This is a genomic window from Modestobacter lapidis (assembly GCF_054780755.1).
In genome coordinates this window covers 1-18,371 of the sequence record NZ_BAAGVS010000022.1, presented here as the reverse complement: position 1 = coordinate 18,371, position 18,371 = coordinate 1, and the positions used below count along the sequence as shown (strand labels likewise).

General features: G+C 76.0%; 20 protein-coding genes. 17 read left to right on the top strand and 3 right to left on the bottom strand.

Features of this window, described 5'->3' with window-relative positions:
- The first annotated feature begins 9 nt into the window (after positions 1–9).
- The 3 genes from ACYVG5_RS17440 to ACYVG5_RS17430 are packed head-to-tail and all read left to right on the top strand — an operon-like array spanning position 10 to position 3,063.
- Positions 10–1,182 carry a cystathionine gamma-lyase gene (locus ACYVG5_RS17440; protein ID WP_460683393.1) on the top strand — a complete coding sequence of 391 codons (1,173 nt, stop codon included), beginning with the start codon at positions 10–12 and terminating at the stop codon, positions 1,180–1,182.
- 31 nt (positions 1,183–1,213) lie between these two features.
- Positions 1,214–2,413 carry a D-alanine--D-alanine ligase family protein gene (locus ACYVG5_RS17435; RefSeq protein ID WP_222049243.1) on the top strand — a complete coding sequence of 400 codons (1,200 nt, stop codon included), beginning with the start codon at positions 1,214–1,216 and terminating at the stop codon, positions 2,411–2,413.
- Positions 2,410–3,063, top strand: a complete 654-nt coding sequence (locus ACYVG5_RS17430; protein ID WP_222049244.1) for a hypothetical protein — start codon at positions 2,410–2,412, stop codon at positions 3,061–3,063. The genes ACYVG5_RS17435 and ACYVG5_RS17430 overlap by 4 nt, the downstream gene beginning before the upstream one ends.
- A gap of 160 nt (positions 3,064–3,223) precedes the next feature.
- Here the strand turns inward: ACYVG5_RS17430 and ACYVG5_RS17425 are convergent, their stop codons facing one another.
- Positions 3,224–3,763, bottom strand: coding sequence for a DUF3515 family protein (locus tag ACYVG5_RS17425; protein WP_460683392.1), 540 nt, complete (start codon positions 3,761–3,763; stop codon positions 3,224–3,226).
- Between the two features lie 130 nt (positions 3,764–3,893).
- Positions 3,894–4,127 (bottom strand): Lrp/AsnC ligand binding domain-containing protein, encoded by a 234-nt coding sequence (locus ACYVG5_RS17420; protein ID WP_222049316.1) that lies wholly within the window; start codon positions 4,125–4,127, stop codon positions 3,894–3,896.
- A gap of 107 nt (positions 4,128–4,234) precedes the next feature.
- On the opposite strand from ACYVG5_RS17420, the gene ACYVG5_RS17415 reads away from it, so the two are divergent.
- From ACYVG5_RS17415 to ACYVG5_RS17405, 3 genes are read left to right on the top strand one after another with little or no spacing between them, the layout of a single operon-like run.
- On the top strand, positions 4,235–5,269 hold the full coding sequence (locus ACYVG5_RS17415) for a thiamine-phosphate kinase (protein ID WP_460683391.1): 1,035 nt from the start codon (positions 4,235–4,237) through the stop codon (positions 5,267–5,269).
- Positions 5,253–5,819, top strand: coding sequence for a GNAT family N-acetyltransferase (locus ACYVG5_RS17410; protein WP_222049245.1), 567 nt, complete (start codon positions 5,253–5,255; stop codon positions 5,817–5,819). The genes ACYVG5_RS17415 and ACYVG5_RS17410 overlap by 17 nt, the downstream gene beginning before the upstream one ends.
- Positions 5,807–6,430, top strand: coding sequence for a cytidylate kinase-like family protein (locus ACYVG5_RS17405; protein WP_222049246.1), 624 nt, complete (start codon positions 5,807–5,809; stop codon positions 6,428–6,430). The genes ACYVG5_RS17410 and ACYVG5_RS17405 overlap by 13 nt, the downstream gene beginning before the upstream one ends.
- A gap of 193 nt (positions 6,431–6,623) precedes the next feature.
- On the opposite strand, the gene rpmB is transcribed toward ACYVG5_RS17405, so the two are convergent.
- Positions 6,624–6,806, bottom strand: a complete 183-nt coding sequence (gene rpmB / locus ACYVG5_RS17400; protein ID WP_425487829.1) for a 50S ribosomal protein L28 — start codon at positions 6,804–6,806, stop codon at positions 6,624–6,626.
- A gap of 233 nt (positions 6,807–7,039) precedes the next feature.
- Here rpmB and ACYVG5_RS17395 point away from each other — a divergent pair, with 233 nt between their 5' ends.
- From ACYVG5_RS17395 to ACYVG5_RS17345, 11 genes are all read left to right on the top strand, one after another.
- Positions 7,040–8,662: a DAK2 domain-containing protein gene (locus ACYVG5_RS17395; RefSeq protein WP_222049247.1), complete on the top strand. Its 1,623-nt coding sequence runs from the start codon at positions 7,040–7,042 to the stop codon at positions 8,660–8,662.
- Positions 8,663–8,748: 86 nt separating this feature from the next.
- A complete protein-coding gene (recG, locus tag ACYVG5_RS17390) occupies positions 8,749–10,935 on the top strand; it encodes an ATP-dependent DNA helicase RecG (RefSeq protein ID WP_222049318.1) in 2,187 nt (728 codons plus the stop codon).
- Positions 10,932–11,486: a 16S rRNA (guanine(966)-N(2))-methyltransferase RsmD gene (gene rsmD / locus ACYVG5_RS17385; protein WP_222049248.1), complete on the top strand. Its 555-nt coding sequence runs from the start codon at positions 10,932–10,934 to the stop codon at positions 11,484–11,486. Before recG ends, rsmD begins: the two co-directional genes overlap by 4 nt.
- On the top strand, positions 11,483–11,968 hold the full coding sequence (gene coaD, locus ACYVG5_RS17380) for a pantetheine-phosphate adenylyltransferase (RefSeq protein WP_222049249.1): 486 nt from the start codon (positions 11,483–11,485) through the stop codon (positions 11,966–11,968). Before rsmD ends, coaD begins: the two co-directional genes overlap by 4 nt.
- Complete coding sequence (locus ACYVG5_RS17375) at positions 11,965–12,654, top strand: hypothetical protein (protein WP_222049250.1); 690 nt, start codon at positions 11,965–11,967, stop codon at positions 12,652–12,654. The genes coaD and ACYVG5_RS17375 overlap by 4 nt, the downstream gene beginning before the upstream one ends.
- A gap of 127 nt (positions 12,655–12,781) precedes the next feature.
- On the top strand, positions 12,782–13,444 hold the full coding sequence (locus ACYVG5_RS17370; RefSeq protein WP_222049251.1) for a YceD family protein: 663 nt from the start codon (positions 12,782–12,784) through the stop codon (positions 13,442–13,444).
- Positions 13,445–13,446: 2 nt separating this feature from the next.
- Positions 13,447–13,626: a 50S ribosomal protein L32 gene (gene rpmF / locus ACYVG5_RS17365; RefSeq protein ID WP_222049252.1), complete on the top strand. Its 180-nt coding sequence runs from the start codon at positions 13,447–13,449 to the stop codon at positions 13,624–13,626.
- Between the two features lie 23 nt (positions 13,627–13,649).
- Positions 13,650–14,447, top strand: a complete 798-nt coding sequence (gene rnc, locus ACYVG5_RS17360) for a ribonuclease III (RefSeq protein WP_460683390.1) — start codon at positions 13,650–13,652, stop codon at positions 14,445–14,447.
- Positions 14,448–14,450: 3 nt separating this feature from the next.
- Positions 14,451–15,326, top strand: a complete 876-nt coding sequence (mutM, locus tag ACYVG5_RS17355) for a bifunctional DNA-formamidopyrimidine glycosylase/DNA-(apurinic or apyrimidinic site) lyase (protein ID WP_222049253.1) — start codon at positions 14,451–14,453, stop codon at positions 15,324–15,326.
- A 225-nt stretch (positions 15,327–15,551) separates the two neighbouring features.
- On the top strand, positions 15,552–15,758 hold the full coding sequence (locus ACYVG5_RS17350; protein WP_222049320.1) for a hypothetical protein: 207 nt from the start codon (positions 15,552–15,554) through the stop codon (positions 15,756–15,758).
- A gap of 127 nt (positions 15,759–15,885) precedes the next feature.
- On the top strand, positions 15,886–18,371 hold a 2,486-nt coding region (locus tag ACYVG5_RS17345), incomplete at its 3' end, for an AAA family ATPase (protein WP_460683389.1).

The following is an 18,371-nucleotide window of genomic DNA, read 5'->3' as shown; positions in this document are numbered from 1 at the left end:
AGGACCCCCGTGAGCACCGATGCACCGTCCGGCCGGCTCGGGGACGGCACCCGGCTGGTCCACGCCGGCGACGAGCCCGTCGTCCCCGGGGCACCGCTGCGCCCCTCGCCGGTCTTCGCCGCGCCCTACCACCTCGGCGACCTGCCGCCCGGCGCCGGCGGCGCCGACGCCTACGCCCGCCCCGACAACCCCACGCTGCGGGTGTTCGAGCGGGCGGTCGGCGAGTTGGACGGCGGCGACTGCCTGTCCTTCGCCTCCGGCATGGCCGCGATCAGCGCCGCGCTGATGGCGGTGCTGCGCGCCGGGGACCGGGTGGTGCTGCCCACCGACGGCTACTACAGCACCCGGCTGCTGGCCACCGAGCACCTGGCGCGGTTCGGCGTCCGGGTGGAGATGGTGTCGACCCCGGAGATCGGCGAGGTGGCCGCCCGCGGCGATCTCGAGGGCGCCCGGCTGGTGATGCTGGAGACGCCGAGCAACCCCCGGCTGGATGTCTGCGACATCGCCGCGATCGCCCGCGCGACCCGCGCCGCGGGTGCCGTGCTGGTCGTGGACAACACCACCGCGACCCCGATCGGGCAGCGACCGCTGGACCTGGGGGCCGACGTCACGGTGGGCGCGGACACCAAGGCGCTCACCGGGCACAGCGACGTCCTGCTCGGCCACGTCAGCACCGCCCCGACCGGCGCCGGGCGCGAGCTGCACGACCGGGTGGCCGCCTGGCGCAAGCACACCGGCAGCACGCCCGGGCCTTTCGAGGCGTGGCTGGCGCACCGCTCGATGGGCACGCTGGACCTGCGGCTGGCCCGGCAGGCGGCCAACGCCGCAGCCCTCGTCGAGGTGCTGGTCGAGCACCCCGCGGTCTCCGCCGTCCGGTGGCCGTGGCTGGCCTCGGACCCCTCCGCCGCGCTCGCGAGCAGGCAGATGCTGCGACCCAACGGGGTGGTCTCGGCCGAGTTCGCCGACGCCGAGGCGGTACTGCACCTGGTGCGCAGCAGCCGGTTCTTCGTGGCCGCCACGAGCTTCGGCGGCATCCACACCACCGTCGACCGGCGCGCGCAGTGGGGTGGCGACGCCGTCTCCGAGGGCTTCGTGCGGTTCTCCTGCGGCATCGAGGACACCGCCGACCTCGTCGCCGACCTGCGGGCGGCCCTGGACACGCTGCCCGCGGTGCGCGGCTGAGCGCGGTGCCCGCTCGGCTAGGGTCGGCTCGATGACCGGGAAGGCGAGCAAGCTGCGGGTCGCTGTCGTCTTCGGCGGGCGGAGCGCGGAGCACGCGATCTCCTGCGTCTCCGCCGGGAGCGTGCTGGGCGCGCTGGACCCCGCCCGCTACGAGGTGGTGCCGGTGGGCATCACCCGGGACGGCGGGTGGGTGCTGACCGACGGGGATCCCAGCCGGCTGGCGATCACCGACGGCGTGCTGCCCGAGGTGTCCGGGGGCGCGGCGGTCACCCTGGTCGGTCACCCGGCCGGCCGCGGGCTGGCCGCCCTGGGGCCCGCATCGGTGGTCGGCGCGCTCACCGAGGTCGACGTGGTCTTCCCGGTGCTGCACGGGGCCTACGGCGAGGACGGCACCATCCAGGGTCTGCTCGAGATGTCCGGGCTGCCCTACGTCGGCTCGGGGGTGTTCGCCAGCGCTGCGTCCATGGACAAGGAGTTCACCAAGAAGCTCCTCGCAGCCGCCGGCATCCCGCAGGGCGACCACGTCGTGCTGCGCGACGCCACCGGCGCACTGTGCGCCGACCCCGGCCTGCTCGACGAGGCGGCGCGGGAGCGGCTCGGGCTGCCGGTGTTCGTCAAGCCCTCACGGGCCGGGTCCAGCATCGGGATCACCCGGGTCACCGACTGGGCGCAGTTCCCGGCGGCGGTGGCCGCGGCGGCCGCGGTCGACCCCAAGGTCGTCGTCGAGGCCTCCGTGCCCGGCCGGGAGATCGAGTGCGGCGTGCTCGCCGGGGTGGGCGGCGGCCCGCCGCAGGCCAGCCTGCCCGCCGAGATCCGGCTGCGGGCCGGCACCGACTGGTACGACTTCAACGCCAAGTACCTCGAGGACGCCGTCGAGTTCGACGTGCCGGCCCGGCTCACCGCGGAGCAGACGCGCGCGGTGCAGGAGATGTCGGTGCGGGCGTACCTGGCGATGGACTGCCAGGGGCTGGCCCGGGTCGACTTCTTCCTCGGCACCGACCCGGCGACCGGCGAGGAGCGGCTCGTGGTCAACGAGGTCAACACGATGCCCGGATTCACGCCGATCTCGATGTTCCCGCGGATGTGGGCGGCCACCGGGCTGACGTACCCGGAACTGGTGGACCGCCTGGTGGCCGGCGCGATGCCGGACGCAGTGGTGCCGGACGCAGTGGTGCCGGACGCAGTGGTGCCGGACGCAGTGCTGGACGGTGGCACCCGGACCACCGGGTGACGCGCTCCCTGCCGGTGCTGGCGGCCCTGCTGATGCTGGCCGGCGTCGGCTGCGCCGGGTGCAGTTCCACCGTCGCCGGGCAGGCCAGCCCGGCCGGCGGGGCCGGCGTGGCCGCCCTGCCGGAGACGCCGGCCGCCCTGGAGGCCCTGCTGGTTCGCGAGGTCCCGTCGGGTCTGCCGCGGGTGCCCGACGACGAGCTGGACCCGCCGGCAGGAGAGAAGTCGATCGACGACGTGGCCGGGTACGCCGAGGACGCCGCCGACCAGCGCCGCGTCCTGGCGGACTACGGCTACCGGTACGGGTGGGAGCGTTTCTGGCGCGCCGGGAATGCGCTGACCAGCGTGTTCGTCGACCAGTTCAGCGGGTCGATGGGCGCGACGTCCTACGCCGACGACCTGGTCCGCAACGACGCCGAGTACTACGGCGGCGTGCCCGACCTCGACCCCGCCGGGTTGCCCCGGGGCTGCGCCGGGATGGTCGTCGAGGAGCCGGACCCCCACCTCGGGCTCGCCGGTCCGGCCGCCTTCTCCTGGTGCCCGCACGGGGTGTTCACCGTGTCGGTGGCCGCCGCTGCCGACACCCCGGAGGCCGCGCGCGCCGAGGTCGCGGCGGTCACCGCCGAGCAGCTGGCCCGGTTGCCCCGCGGCTGAGGAAGGACCCCGCTGCCCCCCACGCCTCGTACCTCGGCGCGGGTCCCTGCAGCGGGGCCTGACCGTCCTCCGCACCCCTCGCATGCTCGGGGCCAGTCTCTGGACCGGGCCTGACCGTGCCCCCCTGTGGACCCCGGGTTCCAGGTGGCCCGGCGGCCGTTCAGTCGGTCGGCGCGGCCGACGGGGGTGCGGGCTCGGTGTAGGGCAGCGCGGTGCTGATGATCGGGCTCAGTGCGGTGACGAGCGCGCTGTCGTACTCGGCGGGCACCCGCACCTGCACCGGCACCAGCCGGTCCACCGTCGTCCACACGTAGGCGTCCGGGTCGGTGTCGTCGACGAACCACTCGACGCCGCTGATCGCCAGCGTGCCGGTGTCGGCCGCGTAGCCGGCCGGCGGGTCGACCCCGCAGACCAGCACCACGGGCGGGTCGCCCCAGGCGTAGGCGAAGGGCGTGTCGGAGTCGACCTGGCGGGAGGTCTCGCCGGCGAGCTCCAGCGGCAGCTGGCCCATCAGCACCGGGCAGGCCAGGTCGGCCTCCGGGGTGACCTCGGGGGTGTCCACGACCACGGGCGGCAGGTCGCCGCGGGGCGCGGGTGTCGTTCCCTGGACGTCGACGACCGCCCCGTCCCGATCCGCGTCGTCGCCGCGCGCGAGCACGTTGACCAGCACGAGCAGGACGACGACGACGGGCACGACCACGGCCGTCACCACGATCGCGGCGCGGCGCAGGACCGGGTCGCCCTCGGGAGGTGCGGTGCTCAGAGCTGGGCTCCTGGAGAAGTTCCGGCGGGGCGCAGCCGTGCTGCCCCCGACACCGGAGGTGGGTGCGTCAGATGTTGACGACGGGACAGGTCAGCGTGCGGGTGATCCCGTCCACCGACTGCACCCGGGCCACGACCAGCCGGCCGAGCTCGTCGACGCTGTTGGCCTCGGCGCGGACGATCACGTCGTAGGGGCCGGTGACGTCCTCCGCCTTGGTCACCCCGGCGATCTGTCCGATGGCCGCGGCGACCGCGGCTGCCTTGCCGACTTCGGTCTGGATCAAGATGTAGGCGTGGACCACGGGCTGACCTTCCTCGGGCGTCACCGATCCGGCAACGGCTGGGAGCACGACCGGCCTGCCGAACGGCGGGCCGACCGGCAACGTACCGCAGCGCGGGGAGGTGACCGGTGACTCGGCCCCGACCCCTGGTGCCCCCGCCGGACCCCACCGACAGCGTCGGTGCCATCGGCGAGTTCGGGGTCATCGCCCGGGTACTCGCCCGGTCGGGCACCGCGGCGCTCGCCGAGGTGGGCCCGGGGGACGACGCGGCCGTGCTGCGGGCCCCCGACGGCCGGGTGGTCGTCTGCACGGACGTCCTCGTGGAGGGCCGGCACTTCCGCCGCGACTGGTCCTCCGGTGTGGACATCGGGCACAAGGCCGCGGCCGCGAACCTGGCCGACATCGCCGCCATGGGCGCCGTCCCGACCGCTCTGCTGGTCGGGCTGGCCTGCCCCGCGGGCACCCCGGCGGCCTGGCTGGAGGACATCGCCTCCGGGATGGCCGACGAGTGCGACCGCTTCGGTGCGGCCGTGGTCGGCGGTGACACCGTGGCCAGCGCCCCCGATTCCGCCGCCGTCGTCCTGTCCGTGACCGCGCTCGGCGACCTGGGCGGCCGGGCCCCGGTGACCCGCGACGGTGCCCGGCCCGGGAACGTCGTGGCCGTTGCCGGACGGCTGGGCTGGTCGGCCTGCGGGCTGGCGGTGCTGCGCCGCGGCTTCGCCAGCCCGATCGCCGCGGTCACCGCGCACCGCCGTCCGGTGCCGCCCTACGGTGCCGGGCCGGCGGCCGCCGATGCCGGGGCCACCGCCATGTGCGACACCAGCGACGGCCTGCTCGCCGACGCCGGCCACCTGGCCACCGCGAGCGGCGTGCGGATCGACCTGGACCGCGCCGCCCTGGCGCGCGGCTTTCTCGAACCGCCCGGGCCGCTCCAGCAGGTGGCCGCGGCGCTCGGGGGTGACCCGATGGCCTGGGTCCTCACCGGCGGGGAGGACCACGCCCTGGTCGCCACCTTCCCCGCGGCGGCCGCCCTGCCGCACGGCTTCACCGTGGTCGGCCGGGTCGCCGAGGGCGCACCGGGCGTCCGGGTCGACGGCGTCCCCGCGGCGGACGTCGCCGCCGCGCTGGGGACGGGAGGGACCGGACATGCGCACTTCGGATGACCCGGCCGCGTCGGTCGAGCGGCCGCGGATCGAGCTGCGGGCGGTCGGCTACGGCGACCCGGTGGCCGGCGAGCTGGTGGAGCGGGTGCAGCAGGAGTACGTCGTCCGCTACGGCGGCCGGGACGGCGCCGTCGTCGATCCGGCCGAGTTCTCCCCGCCGCAGGGCCTGTTCCTGGTGGCCGAGGTCGACGGGGTTCCGGCGGGCTGCGGTGGCTGGCGGGTGCACACCCCGGGTGTCGTGGAGCTCAAGCGGATGTACGTCGAACCCGCCTTCCGCCGCCACGGGATCGCCCGTCGGCTGCTGTCCGCGCTGGAGCGGACGGCCGCGGCCGCCGGGCACGGGCACCTGGTGCTCAACTCCGGTGACCGGCAGCCCGAGGCGCTGGCGTTGTACGCCCGCGCGGGGTACACACCGGTACCCGGCTACGGGATCTACGCCGGGTCCCCGGACGCGGTCTTCCTGGGCAGGGACCTGGGCGAGGACCTGGGCGAGGACCTGGGCGGGCAGCTGCCGGCCCGGGCCGAGGAGGAGGACGCATGGGCGTCGTGACGGTGTCGGCGTCGTTCGGGGCAGGCGGGGCGGACATCGCCCCGGCGGTCGCCGAGCGGCTGGGGCTGCCCTTCCACGACCGGGCCATCCCCGCGCTCGTGGCCGGCCGGCTCGGTGTCCCGGTGGCCGAGGCGGAAGCCAACGACGAGACGATCGCCCGGGGCCTGTGGCGGCTGATCACCTTGCTGGGGTCGATGCCCGACCCGGTCGGCGGCGTGCTGCCGGTGAGCACGCTGCCCGACGAACGCGCCTACCGGGAGCAGACCGAGCGGGTGCTGGGTGAGATCGCCACCAGCCCCGGGGGTGTGGTGCTGGGCCGGGCGGCGGCGCTGGTGCTGGCCGACCGACCCGATGCGCTGCACGTCCGGCTCGACGGTCCGCGCGAGCGTCGGCTGGCGGCCGCGCGGGTGCAGCTCGACCTGCCGGCCGACGAGGTGCGGCGGGAACTGGACGCCGCCGACGCCGCGCGGGAGGCCTACGTCCGGCACTTCTACCGCTGTGACCCGGCGGACGCTGGGCACTACCACCTGGTCGTGGACCCCACGGCGCTACCGCACGACGTGGTGGTCGACCTGGTGGTCACCGCCGCCCGCGCCCGCGGCATCGGCTGAGCAGGCGGGCACGCGACAAACCCCGGAGGTCAGCAGACCTCCGGGGTCGTGGAGCTCGTCGACCCCGGAGGGCAGGGTCAGGCCCCGTTCAGAGGCTCGCCCCGGAGCTTGCGAGGGGTGAGGAGAACGGTCAGGCCCCCTTGCAGGGTCCCGTCGCGAGCTTGCGAGCGGCGGGGGGCAAGGGGGTCCTTCTTCAGCCCCGGACGACCTTGCCCGCGCGGATGCAGGAGGTGCAGGCGTTGATGCGGCGACGGGTGCCCGCGCCGACGATGGCCTTCACGGCCTGGATGTTGGGGTTCCAGCGGCGCGGCGTGCGGCGGTGCGAGTGCGACACCGACATACCGAAACCGGGCCCCTTGCCACAGACATCGCACACGGCAGCCACGGTGGATCACTCCCAGGAGGTTGGTTCAGAAAAATTCCTGCAGGCCCAGTGCCTGCAGGTGGAGCGCGCAGGCGGTGCGCCGGAGCGCAGCGCCGGTGCGCCCAGGCAACAGCTTCCGACCACTGTAGCCGGTCTCCGCAGGCGACGTCGCACAGCCCGGCCCGGAGGCTCCGCCGACCGGCGCCGGGCCGGTCCTGTCGGCTCGCGCAGGTAACCTCCCGCACGTGCTGGAGGCGCTGGACGAGGCCGCGGTCGGCCGGTGGAGCGGCGCCGTGGTCGACACGCTTTCCCGTGCCCGCGCCCGGCTCGACGAGCTCAACGTCTTCCCGGTGCCCGACGGCGACACCGGCACCAACCTGCTGCTCACCGCCGAGGCCGGGCACGCGGCCCTGGTCCGGCAGGGCGCCGGTGGCGCCGAGTCGCCGTGGTCGGTGCTCGCCCGCGGGGCGGTCCTGGGTGCCCGCGGCAACTCGGGGGCCATCCTGGCCCAGTTGCTGCGCGGGCTGGCCGACGCGCTGGCCGGCACCCCCGCGGTCGACGGCCGTGCGCTCGCCGCCGCGCTGTCCGGGGCGTCCCGGGCGGCCTACAGCGCCGTCGCCGACCCCGAGGAGGGCACCTTCCTCACCGTCGCGCGGGCCGGCGCGGAGGCGGCGGTGGCCGCGGTGGAAAGTGGGCGCGCGGCGCTGGCCGACGTGGTCCGGGCCGCCGCCGACGCCGCGCTGAGCGCCCTGCAGGCCACTCCCGGTCAGCTGGCGGTGCTCCGCGACGCGGGAGTGGTCGACGCCGGGGGCGCGGGTTGGTGCCTGGTGCTCGATGCCCTGGTCGGCACGGTCACCGGGTCCGAGCCGGTCCGACCGCCGATCTCCGGCGGATCCCGGCAGCGCAGCCGGGTCGCGCCCGCGGCGGTGCACCAGCCCGTCGACGGGCCCGGCAGCGAGGTGCAGTTCCTGCTGGCCGATTCCAGCGAGCGGGCCGTCGCCCAATTGCAGGCCCGGCTGGCCGCGCTCGGCGACTGTCTGGTGGTGGTGGGCGTCGACACCCCGGGCGGCCGGGAGTGGAACGTGCACGTGCACGTCTCCGACGTCGGGGCGGCGGTCGAGGCGGCGGTCGAGGCCGGCCGCCCGCACCGCATCTCGGTGACCCCGCTGGCCCCGGTCCGCCCGCCCGCGCCGGCGGCCGGCGCCCGGGCCGTCGTCGCCGTCGCCGGCTCGGCCGGGCTGGCCGACCTCTTCACCGTCGAGGGCGTCACGGTGCTCACCGCGCCGGTGGCCGAGGTCGACGAGGACGCGCTGCTGACCGCCGTGCTCGGCTGCGGCGCCGAGGAGGTCGTGCTGCTGCCCAACTCCGCGGAGCTCCTGGCGGAGGCCGCCCGGGCCGCCGACCGTGCGCGGGTGGCGGGCCGGGACACCGTCGTGGTCCCGACCCGGTCGGCGGTGCAGGGGCTGGCCGCCCTCGCCGTCGCCGACCCCACCCGGCGCCTGGGCGACGACGTCGTGACGATGACCGAGGCCGCCGCGGCCACCCGCTGGGCCGAGGTCACCGTCGCGACGGAGGAGGCGCTCACCTCGGCCGGCCGGTGCCGGGCCGGCGACGTGCTGGGTGCCGCCGAGGGAGACGTGGTCGTGCTGGGCGCGGACCTGGCCGCGGTGGGCCGTGAGCTGCTCGACCGCCTGCTGTCCGCCGGGGGCGAGCTGGCGACCGTGGTGGTCGGTGCCGACGGCGACGGCGACCTGGCCGCGCTCGGTGACGCCGTCTGTGCCCACCTGGCCACGGTGCACCCCACCGTGGAGGTGGTCCGCTACGCCGGCGGGCCGGGGGCGGTGCCGTTGCTGGTCGGGGTCGAGTGAGCGAGCTCGCGAGCGAACGCGGGGGCACAGCACGTCCGCGGAGCGGCCGACGAGCGCAGCGAGGAGGTGGCTGAGCAGTGATCGCGATGGACACCCCGCTGGTCAAGGTGGTCGGGCCCAGGACGGCGAAGGCGATGGCCGACCAGCTGGCCCTGCGCACGGTGCGCGACCTGCTGCGGCACTACCCGCGCCGGTACGCCAGGCGCGGTGAGATGGCCAGGCTCGACGGCCTCGAGGTGGGCGACCGGGTCACCGTGCTGGCCCAGGTCCGGAGCGTCTCCACCCGGCCGATGCGACAGCGCCGCGGCAACCTCACCGAGGTCACCGTCGGCGACGGCGCCGGCAGCATGCGGCTGGTCTTCTTCAACCACCGGCACGCCCACCTCGCGGTGGGGGAGTGGGGGCTGTTCGCCGGCACCGTCGGGAAATGGCAGGGCGCCCTGCAGTTCACCCATCCCGACTGCCACGTGATCACCGGGGACGACGACGACTGGGCGCGTGCCCTGGTGCCGATCTACCCGGCCAGCAAGGACGTCTCCAGCTGGGTGATCCAGAAGTCGGTCAAGCTGCTGCTGGCCGATCCGCACGCGCTGGAGGGCGCGCTCGACGACCCGGTGCCCGAGGCGGTCCGCCGCCGTCACGGGCTGGTCACCCTGGCCACGGCGCTGCTGCACAAGCACCGGCCCGAGAGCACGGCGCAGGTCGAGCAGGCCGATGAGCGGCTCAAGTGGGACGAGGCGCTGGTCCTGCAGGTCACCCTGGCCGCGCGGCGCCGCGCGGCCGCGCTCGAGCCCGGCATCGCCCGGCCGCGGCGCGGCGGCGGCCTGCTCGACGCCGTCGACGAGCGGCTGCCGTTCTCCCTCACCGAGGGGCAGCAGGAGGTGGGTGCGGAGCTCGCCGCCGAGCTGGCCCGCGAGCAGCCGATGAACCGGCTGCTGCAGGGTGAGGTCGGCTCGGGCAAGACCGTCGTCGCGCTGCGTGCCATGGCCCAGGTGGTCGATGCCGGGGGGCAGGCCGCGCTGCTGGCCCCCACCGAGGTGCTCGCCGCGCAGCACGCGCGCAGCCTCGCCGCGATCCTCGGTCCGCTCGGCCGGGCCGGGGAGCTGGACGGCGATCCGGCGGGCACCCGGGTCACCCTGCTCACCGGCTCGCAGAAGGCGGCCGTCCGGCGCTCGGCCCGCGCCGCGGTGGCCGACGGCAGCGCGGGGATCGTCGTGGGCACGCACGCGCTGCTCCAGGAGGGGGTCGAGTTCGCCGACCTCGGGCTGGTCGTGGTCGACGAGCAGCACCGGTTCGGCGTCGAGCAGCGCGACGCGCTGCGCGCCAAGGGCGCCCGCCCGCCGCACGTGCTGGTCATGACCGCCACGCCCATCCCGCGCACGGTGGCGATGACCGTCTACGGCGACCTCGAGACCTCCACGTTGCGCCAGCTGCCGGCCGGCCGCGGCGGGGTGTCCAGCTCGGTGGTGCCGGTGGGGGAGAAGCCCGCCTGGCTGGACCGGGCGTGGGCCCGGGTGCGCGAGGAGGTCGCCGCCGGCCGGCAGGCCTATGTCGTCTGCCCGCGGATCGGCGAGGAGGAGGGCGCCGGCGGCAGGGACGACGACGGCCCCGACGACGCCGACGGTGCCCCGCCGGAGGAGAAGGGCGCCGGCGACCGGCGCCCGCCGCTGGCGGTGCTCGACGTCGCGGAGGGGCTGCGCGCCGGGCCGCTGTCGGCGCTGCGGGTCGAGGTGCTGCACGGCCGGCTGACCCCGGAGGACAAGGAGGCCCGGATGCGGGCCTTTGCCGCCGGCGAGGTCGACGTCCTGGTCGCCACCACCGTCGTCGAGGTCGGCGTGGACGTCCCGAACGCGACGGTGATGGTGGTGATGGACGCCGACCGGTTCGGGGTCAGCCAGCTGCACCAGCTGCGCGGCCGGGTCGCGCGCGGCGCTCACGCCGGGCTGTGCCTGCTGGTCAGCGAGGTGTCCTCGTCCTCGGCCACCGGTCAGCGGCTGGCCGCGGTGGCTGCCACCACCGACGGTTTCCAGCTGGCCCGGCTCGACCTGGAGACCCGCCGCGAGGGCGACGTGCTCGGCGCCGCGCAGTCCGGCCGCCGGTCGGGGGTCAGGCTGCTGTCCCTGCTCGACGACGAGGCGCTCATCGCCGAGGCCAGGGCCGAGGCCACCGCGCTGGTCGAGCACGGCGGCGGGCTGGCCGACCACCCGGAGCTCGCCGCCGAGGTCGCCGCGCTGGCCCTGGACGACCGCGCCGACTACCTGGAGAAGGCGTGACCCGGGTCATCGCCGGGGCCGCCCGGGGCCGGCGGCTGGCCGTGCCCTCCTCCGGCGTCCGGCCGACCGGCGACCGGGCGAAGGAGGGGCTGTTCAACTCGCTGGGCTCCCTGCTCGACCTCGACGGCGCCCGGGTGCTCGACCTCTACGCCGGGTCGGGCGCCCTGGGGCTGGAAGCGCTGTCCCGCGGGGCCGTCGAGGCGGTGCTGGTCGAGAACGGGCCGCGGGTGCTGCCGGTGCTGCGGGCCAACGTCGCCGCGGTCGGGCTCCCTGGAGCCCGGGTGATCGGCGCCGCGGTGTCCTCCGTCGTCACCGGGCCGGCGCCGGCCGCCTTCGATCTGGTGCTGGCCGACCCGCCGTACGCGGTGGGTGTCCCGCAGGTGCTCGGCGTGCTTCAGGCCCTCCTCGACGGCGGGTGGCTGGCTCCCGAGGCGGTGGTCATGGTCGAGCGGTCCAGCCGCGAGGAACCGTGGGCGTGGCCGACACCCCTGACCGCCGTCCGCGATCGGCGCTACGGGGAGGCCGTGCTCCGGTACGGTCGGGCACCGTGAGGCGAGCGGTCTGTCCTGGTTCGTTCGACCCGGTCACCAACGGCCATGTCGACGTCATCACCCGTGCCGCCGCCCTCTACGACGAGCTGGTGGTGGCCGTGCTGGTGAATCCGGGCAAGGCCGGCCTCTTCGGGGTCGAGGAGCGCATGGCGCTGCTGCGCGAGACCGTCGTGGACCTGCCCAACGTCACCGTCGACAGCTTCGAGGGCCTGCTCGTCGAGTACTGCCGGGCCAACGACGTGCCGGTCATCGTCAAGGGGCTGCGCGCCGTCGGTGACTTCGAGTACGAGCTGCAGATGGCCCAGATGAACCGTGAGCTGGCCGGGATCGAGACGCTCTTCGTGCCCACCGCCCCGCAGGTCGGGCACCTGTCCTCCAGCCTGGTCAAGCAGATCGCGAAGTTCGGCGGCGACGTCTCGTCGCTGGTGCCCACGGGCGTCAACGACCGGCTCGTGGCGCAGGGGATGGGGCCCACGCCATGACCGAGGTGGTGTACCGGCTCTACGAGACCGTCGACGAGCTGACCACGGTCATCGAGAACGCCCGCAGCGTGCCGATGTCGGGATCGTGCATGGTCCCGCGCGACCACCTGCTCGACCTGCTCGACGAGCTGCGGGAGTCCTTGCCCGAGGAGGTGCAGCAGGCCGGCGCGATCGTCGAGCAGCGCACCGAGATCCTGCAGCAGGCGCAGGCCGAGGCCGAGCGGTTGACCGGGCGCACCCGCAGCGAGACCGAGCAGGTCATCGGCTCGGCCCGTCTGCAGCGCGACGAGCTGATCGGTACCGCCCGCCGGCAGCGCGACGAGGTGATCGCCGCGGCCCAGGACCAGGCCGACCAGGTCCTGGCCGACGCCGAGGCCGAGGCCGAGGCGCTGGTCGCCGAGGGGCGACGCCGGCGCGACCAGTTGATCGCCGACGGCGAGGCCCGGCGGGCCGAACTGGTCGCCGCCGCGCAGGAGGAGCACGACCGGCTGGTCACCGAGACCGAGGTCTACCGCAGCGCGGTCGGCCGGGCCGACGAACTGGGTGCGCAGACCGTGGCGGAGGTGGCGCGCATGCGCGCCGAGGTCGACGGGTACGTCGACACCCGGCTGGCCGACTTCGGGAACACGCTGGCCCACATGGTGCGTTCGGTCGACCAGGCGCGGACCAACCTGCGCCAGCCCTGACCGTTCCCGGCGGCCAGCGAGGCGCGGTGCGGCGATCGGGTAGGCTGACAGCTCTGTCCGGTCGCTGACGCCCCTCCTCCGGAGGGTCCCGCGCCGGCCGCCCCCACTGCCGACAACGAGTACTGACATGCCTGCTGCCTCATCGCCCCGCCCTGGTGCCGCGTCCACGGACGTCCGGCGCTCCGCCGCCGACCCTTGGAAGCTGGACCTGCGGGAGCTCGGCCGGCGCGCCGGCTCCATGCGGGAGTGGAACGCCACCCTGCCCGCCCCGGCGGGCTGGGGGGTCGAGATGATCGGCGTGCCCGAGGGCGCCCCGGTGCAGCTGCACCTGCGGCTGGAGTCGGTCATGGAGGGCGTGCTGGTCTCCGGCCAGGTCGACGTCCCCGTGGCCGGTCAGTGCGCGCGCTGCCTGGAGCCGGTCACCGACTCCCTGGAGCTGGACGTCCAGGAGCTCTACGCCTACGCCGGCAGCACCACCGAGGCCACCAGCGAGGAGGACGAGGTGCGCCGGATCGACGGCGAGCACCTCGACCTGGCCCCGCTGGTCCGGGACGCCGTCGTCCTGACCCTGCCGCTGTCCCCGACCTGCACCCCCGACTGCGCCGGGTTGTGCGTGGACTGCGGAGAGCGGCTGGACGACCTGCCCGCCGACCACTCGCACGAGGTTCTCGACCCCCGATGGGCCGGGCTCGCCGCCCGCCTCGCCGGAGAGACCGACAGTGCCGAGAAGACCGACAGCGCGGAGGGGCCCCAGCCGGGGTCCGCTCGCACCAACCCAGAGGAGATCTGACCGTGGCCGTCCCGAAGAGGAAGATGTCCCGGAGCAACACCCGCTCCCGCCGGTCGCAGTGGAAGGCCAGTGCCCCCACCCTGACCCCGTGCCCGAACCGCGCCTGCGGTGAGCTCAAGCCCCCGCACCAGGCGTGCCCGACCTGCGGCCAGCACGACGGCCGCCAGGTCCTCGCGGTCTGACCCGGACCCCGCGTAGGCCCGGCGTGACGAGGACGACCTCTCCGACGGTGTCCCCGGGCGGCCAGGCCGCGACCGGGGCCACCGTCGGCCGTCCGCCGGGTCCGCACGACGTCGGCCCGGCGCACTCCGAGCGCGCCGCCGCCTGGCTGCTCGACGCCCTCGGTGTCGAGCTCCCCGGCGACCTGCTCACCCTGACGCTGACCCACCGCTCGTACGCCTACGAGCACGGTGGGCTGCCGACCAACGAACGCCTGGAGTTCCTGGGCGACTCGGTCCTCGGCCTGGTCGTCACCGACGAGCTCTACCGCAGCCGTCCCGGCCTGCCCGAGGGGCAGCTGGCCAAGCTGCGCGCCTCGGTGGTCAACATGACGTCCCTGGCGCAGGTCGCCCGTGCCCTGGGCGACGGCGGCATCGGCCCGCACCTGCTGCTGGGCCGGGGCGAGCAGACCACCGGCGGCCGGGAGAAGGACTCGATTCTCGCCGACGCCCTCGAGGCGCTGCTCGGTGCGGTGCACCTGGCTCTCGGGCTGGACACCGCCGCCGCGCTCGTGCACCGGCTGTTCGACCCGCTGCTGGCCGAGTCGGCCACCCGTGGCGCCGGCCTGGACTGGAAGACCAGCCTCCAGGAGCTGGGCGCGGCCCAGGGCCTGGGTGCCCCGGCCTACGACGTCCAGGACGACGGCCCCGACCATGCCAAGACGTTCACCGCCGTGGTGATGCTCGGCGGCACCGTGCACGGCCGCGGCACCGGGCGCACGAAGAAGGCCGCCGAGCAGGAAGCCGCCGAGGCCGCCTGGCGCGCCCTCACCGTCGAGGACTGATCCGTGCCCGAGCTACCCGAGGTCGAGGTGGTCCGGCGCGGGCTGGACCGCTGGGTGACCGGCCGCACGATCGCCGAGGTGCAGGTCCACCACCCCCGGGCCGTCCGCCGGCACCTCGAGGGCGCCGGCCACTTCGTGGCCGCGCTGACCGGCCGCACCCTGACCGCCGCCCACCGGCGCGGCAAGTACCTGTGGCTGCCGATGACCGAGCCGGACGGGGTGCCCTCCGGCCGCGCGCTCGTCGCCCACCTGGGCATGAGCGGCCAGCTGCTGGTCGAGAAGCCGGAGGAGCCCGACGAGGTGCACCTGCGGGCCCGGTTCCGGTTCACCGACGGTGGCCACGAGCTGCGGTTCGTCGACCAGCGCACCTTCGGTGGGCTGGCCGTCGAGGAGGACGGCGGGGGTCTGCCGCCGCGACTGGCACACATCGCCACCGACCCGCTGGACCCCGGCTTCGACGTCGACGCCTTCAGCGCTGCCCTGCGGCGCCGGCGCACCGAGGTCAAGCGCGCCCTGCTGGACCAGACTCTCATCGGCGGAGTGGGCAACATCTACGCCGACGAATCGTTGTGGCGGGCCCGGCTGCACGGCACCCGGCCGACCGACCGGCTCACCCGCGCGCAGGCGGCCGACCTGCTCGACGGCGTCCGGGACGTGCTCGGCGAGAGCCTCGAGCAGGGCGGCACCTCCTTCGACTCGCTGTACGTCGACGTCAACGGGCAGAGCGGCTACTTCTCCCGCCACCTCGCCGTCTACGGCCAGCAGGACCGGCCCTGCCCGCGCTGCGGGACGCCGGTGGTCCGGGAGTCGTTCATGAACCGATCCAGCTACAGCTGCCCGCGGTGCCAGCCGCGACCCCGCACCCGGAGCGCAGGGTGACCGGCGTCGAGGTGGGTCCCGAGGCGGCTGCGGGTGCCGACGACGGAGGCCGTTGCTGCACCCTGGCGTGACGAAGACGACACCGCCCCGACACGAGTGAGTCGCCCCCGTGCCGTTGACCGAGGTCCGGTCCGGTGTCACCCTGAGTACACCCCGCCCCCGCGCGCAGACCGCCTCCGGACGGTGCCACGGGGTCCCTCCTGCACTGGAAAGGCCGCCCAAGCCATGGCCAAGGCCCTGTTCGGTTCCGTCGTCGCTCCGCACGAGCTGCGAGTAGCCGAGGAGAACGCAGCTCTGCGGGCCCGGGTCCGGCGTCTCGAGGCCCAGGTCGCGGTGCTCCAGGAGGAGCGCGACGCGACCATCGCCCGCGAGCTGCTCGGCATGGCCGAGGAGCCGGTCGGCGCCCCCGCGCTCGCGAGCACCTCGGCATAATCGGACTCTGCTTGCATGGCCCCGTCCAGAGGCTCGCCGCGAGCTCGCGAGTGGTGAGGGGGACGGGGCCCTGTTTCTGTCCAGCCTGACGCTCAAGGGCTTCAAGTCCTTCGCGTCCGCGACCACGTTGCGGCTGGAACCGGGCATCACCGCCGTCGTCGGCCCCAACGGCTCGGGGAAGTCCAACGTCGTCGACGCCATCGCCTGGGTCCTCGGCGAGCAGGGCGCCAAGAGCCTGCGCGGCGGCAAGATGGAGGACGTCATCTTCGCCGGCACCGCCGGCCGCCCGGCGCTCGGCCGGGCCGAGGTGACCCTCACGATCGACAACACCGACGGCGCGCTGCCGATCGAGTACACCGAGGTGTCGATCACCCGCCGCATGTACCGCTCCGGGGAGAGCGAGTACGAGATCAACGGCGACAAGGTGCGCCTGCTCGACGTCCAGGAGCTGCTCAGCGACTCCGGCATCGGCCGGGAGATGCACGTCATCGTCGGCCAGGGGCAGCTCGACGCCGTCCTGTCCGGGCGCCCGGAGGACCGGCGGGCCTTCGTCGAGGAGGCCGCCGGCGTCCTGAAGCACCGCAAGCGCAAGGAGAAGGCGCTCCGCAAGCTCGAGGCGATGCAGGCCAACCTCGACCGGCTCGGTGATCTGACCGCCGAGCTCCGCCGCCAGCTCAAGCCGCTGGGCAAGCAGGCCGAGGTGGCCCGCCGCGCCGCCGGCGTCCAGGCCGACCTGCGCGACGCCCGGCTGCGGCTGCTCGCCGACGACCTGGTGGCGCTGCGTGACGCCCTGGACCGGGACGTCGCCGACGAGAGCGCCGCCCGCGCCCGCCGGGCCGGGGTCGAGGCCGCGCTCACCGGGGCCGCCACCACCGAGTCCCGGCTGGAGACCGAGCTGGCCGCGGACGCGCCGCGCCTGGCCACCGCCCAGGACACCTGGTACCGGCTGTCCACGCTGGCCGAGCGGTTCCGCAGCGTGGCGCAGCTGGCGGCCGAGCGGCACCGGCACCTCACCGCCGCCGCGCCCGCCGGCACCGCCGGCCGCGATCCCGAGGCCCTGGACGCCGAGGCCGACCGGGTCGAGGCGACCGAGGCGGAACTGGCCGACAACCTCACCGCCGAGCGGGCCCGGCTGGCCACCGCGGTCGCTGCCCGCACCGAGGGAGAACAGGCCCTCACCGAGGCCGAGCGGGCGCTGGTCGCGGCCGCCCGGGCGCTGGCCGACCGGCGCGAGCAGCTCGCCCGGCTGTCCGGGCAGGTCGCCGCCGGGCGGTCGCGGGCTGCCGCCGGGCAGGCCGAGATCGAGCGGCTGGCCACCGCGGCCGCCGAGGCGGCCGAGCGTGCCGAGCTGGCCGGGCGGCGGCTGACCGAGCGCCGCAGCTCGGTGGCGGAGGCCGCCGACGGCGACGGAGAACTGGTCACCGCACACGCCGATGCGGTCACCGCACACACCGCCGCCGCCCGCCGGGTCAGCGGGCTCGCCGACGCCGAACGGTCCGCCGAGCGCGACCGGGCCGGGTGGCAGGCCCGTCGTGACGCCCTGGCGCTGGGGCTCACCCCCGCCGACGGGGCCGCGGCCGTGCTGGCCAGCGGCCTGCCCGGGGTGCTCGGCCCGGCTGCCGACCAGCTGGTCGTGCACCCCGGCGACGAGGTCGCGGTGGCCGCGGCGCTGGGCGGGATGGCCGATGCCGTCGTCGTCGCCGGGGTGGCGGAGGCGGCCGCTGCCCTGGGCCACCTCACCGGCGGGGCCGGTGGCCGGGTGGGCCTGCTGGTCACCGGCGGGCTGCCGCCGGTGGGCCGGGAGGGTTGGCCGGAGCTGCCGGACGGCGCCCGCTGGGCGCTGGACCTCGTCGAGGCCCCCGCCGAGCTGGGGCCGGCGCTGGCCCGGGCCCTGGAGCGGGTCGCCGTCGTCGCCGACCTGTCCGCGGCCGTGGACCTGCTGCGGGTGCACCCGCGGGTGCGGGCGGTCACCGCCGACGGCGACCTGCTCGGTGCCGACTGGGCCCGCGGCGGGCAGCGGGACGCGCCGTCCGGCCTCGAGGTCCGCGCCCGGGTCGACGAGGCGGCCGCCGAGCTGACCCGGGCCCAGCACCGGGCCGCGGCGCTCGCCGACGCGCTCGCCGCGGTCCGCGCCGCGGCCGCCGACCGCTCCGCCGACGTCGAAGCGGCGCTCGCGGCGCGGCAGGCGGGGGAGCGCACCCGATCGGCGGTCGCCACCGAGATCGCCGAGCTGGGCGCCGCTGGCCGGTCGGCGCTCGCCGAGGCCGAGCAGCTGGCCGCCGCCCGGGTACGCGCGGAACAGGCGGCGGAGCAGGCCGGCGAGGGCCTGACCGACCTGGAGCGACGGCAGGCCGAGGCCGAGGCCGCCGCGATGGAGGAGGAGCCGTCCCCGGACGAGCGCGACCGGCTGCGGGCCTCCGCGGCCGCCTCCCGGCAGGCCGAGACCGAGGCGCGGCTGGCGGTGCGCACCGCCGAGGAGCGCGCCCGGTCGCTGTCCGGCCGGGCGGAGCAGCTGCGCCGGCAGGCCCGCCAGGAACGGGCCGCCCGCGACCGGGCCGCCGCCGCCCGGGCCGCCCGGGAGCGTGGCGCCCGGGTCGCGGCCGGCGTGCGGGA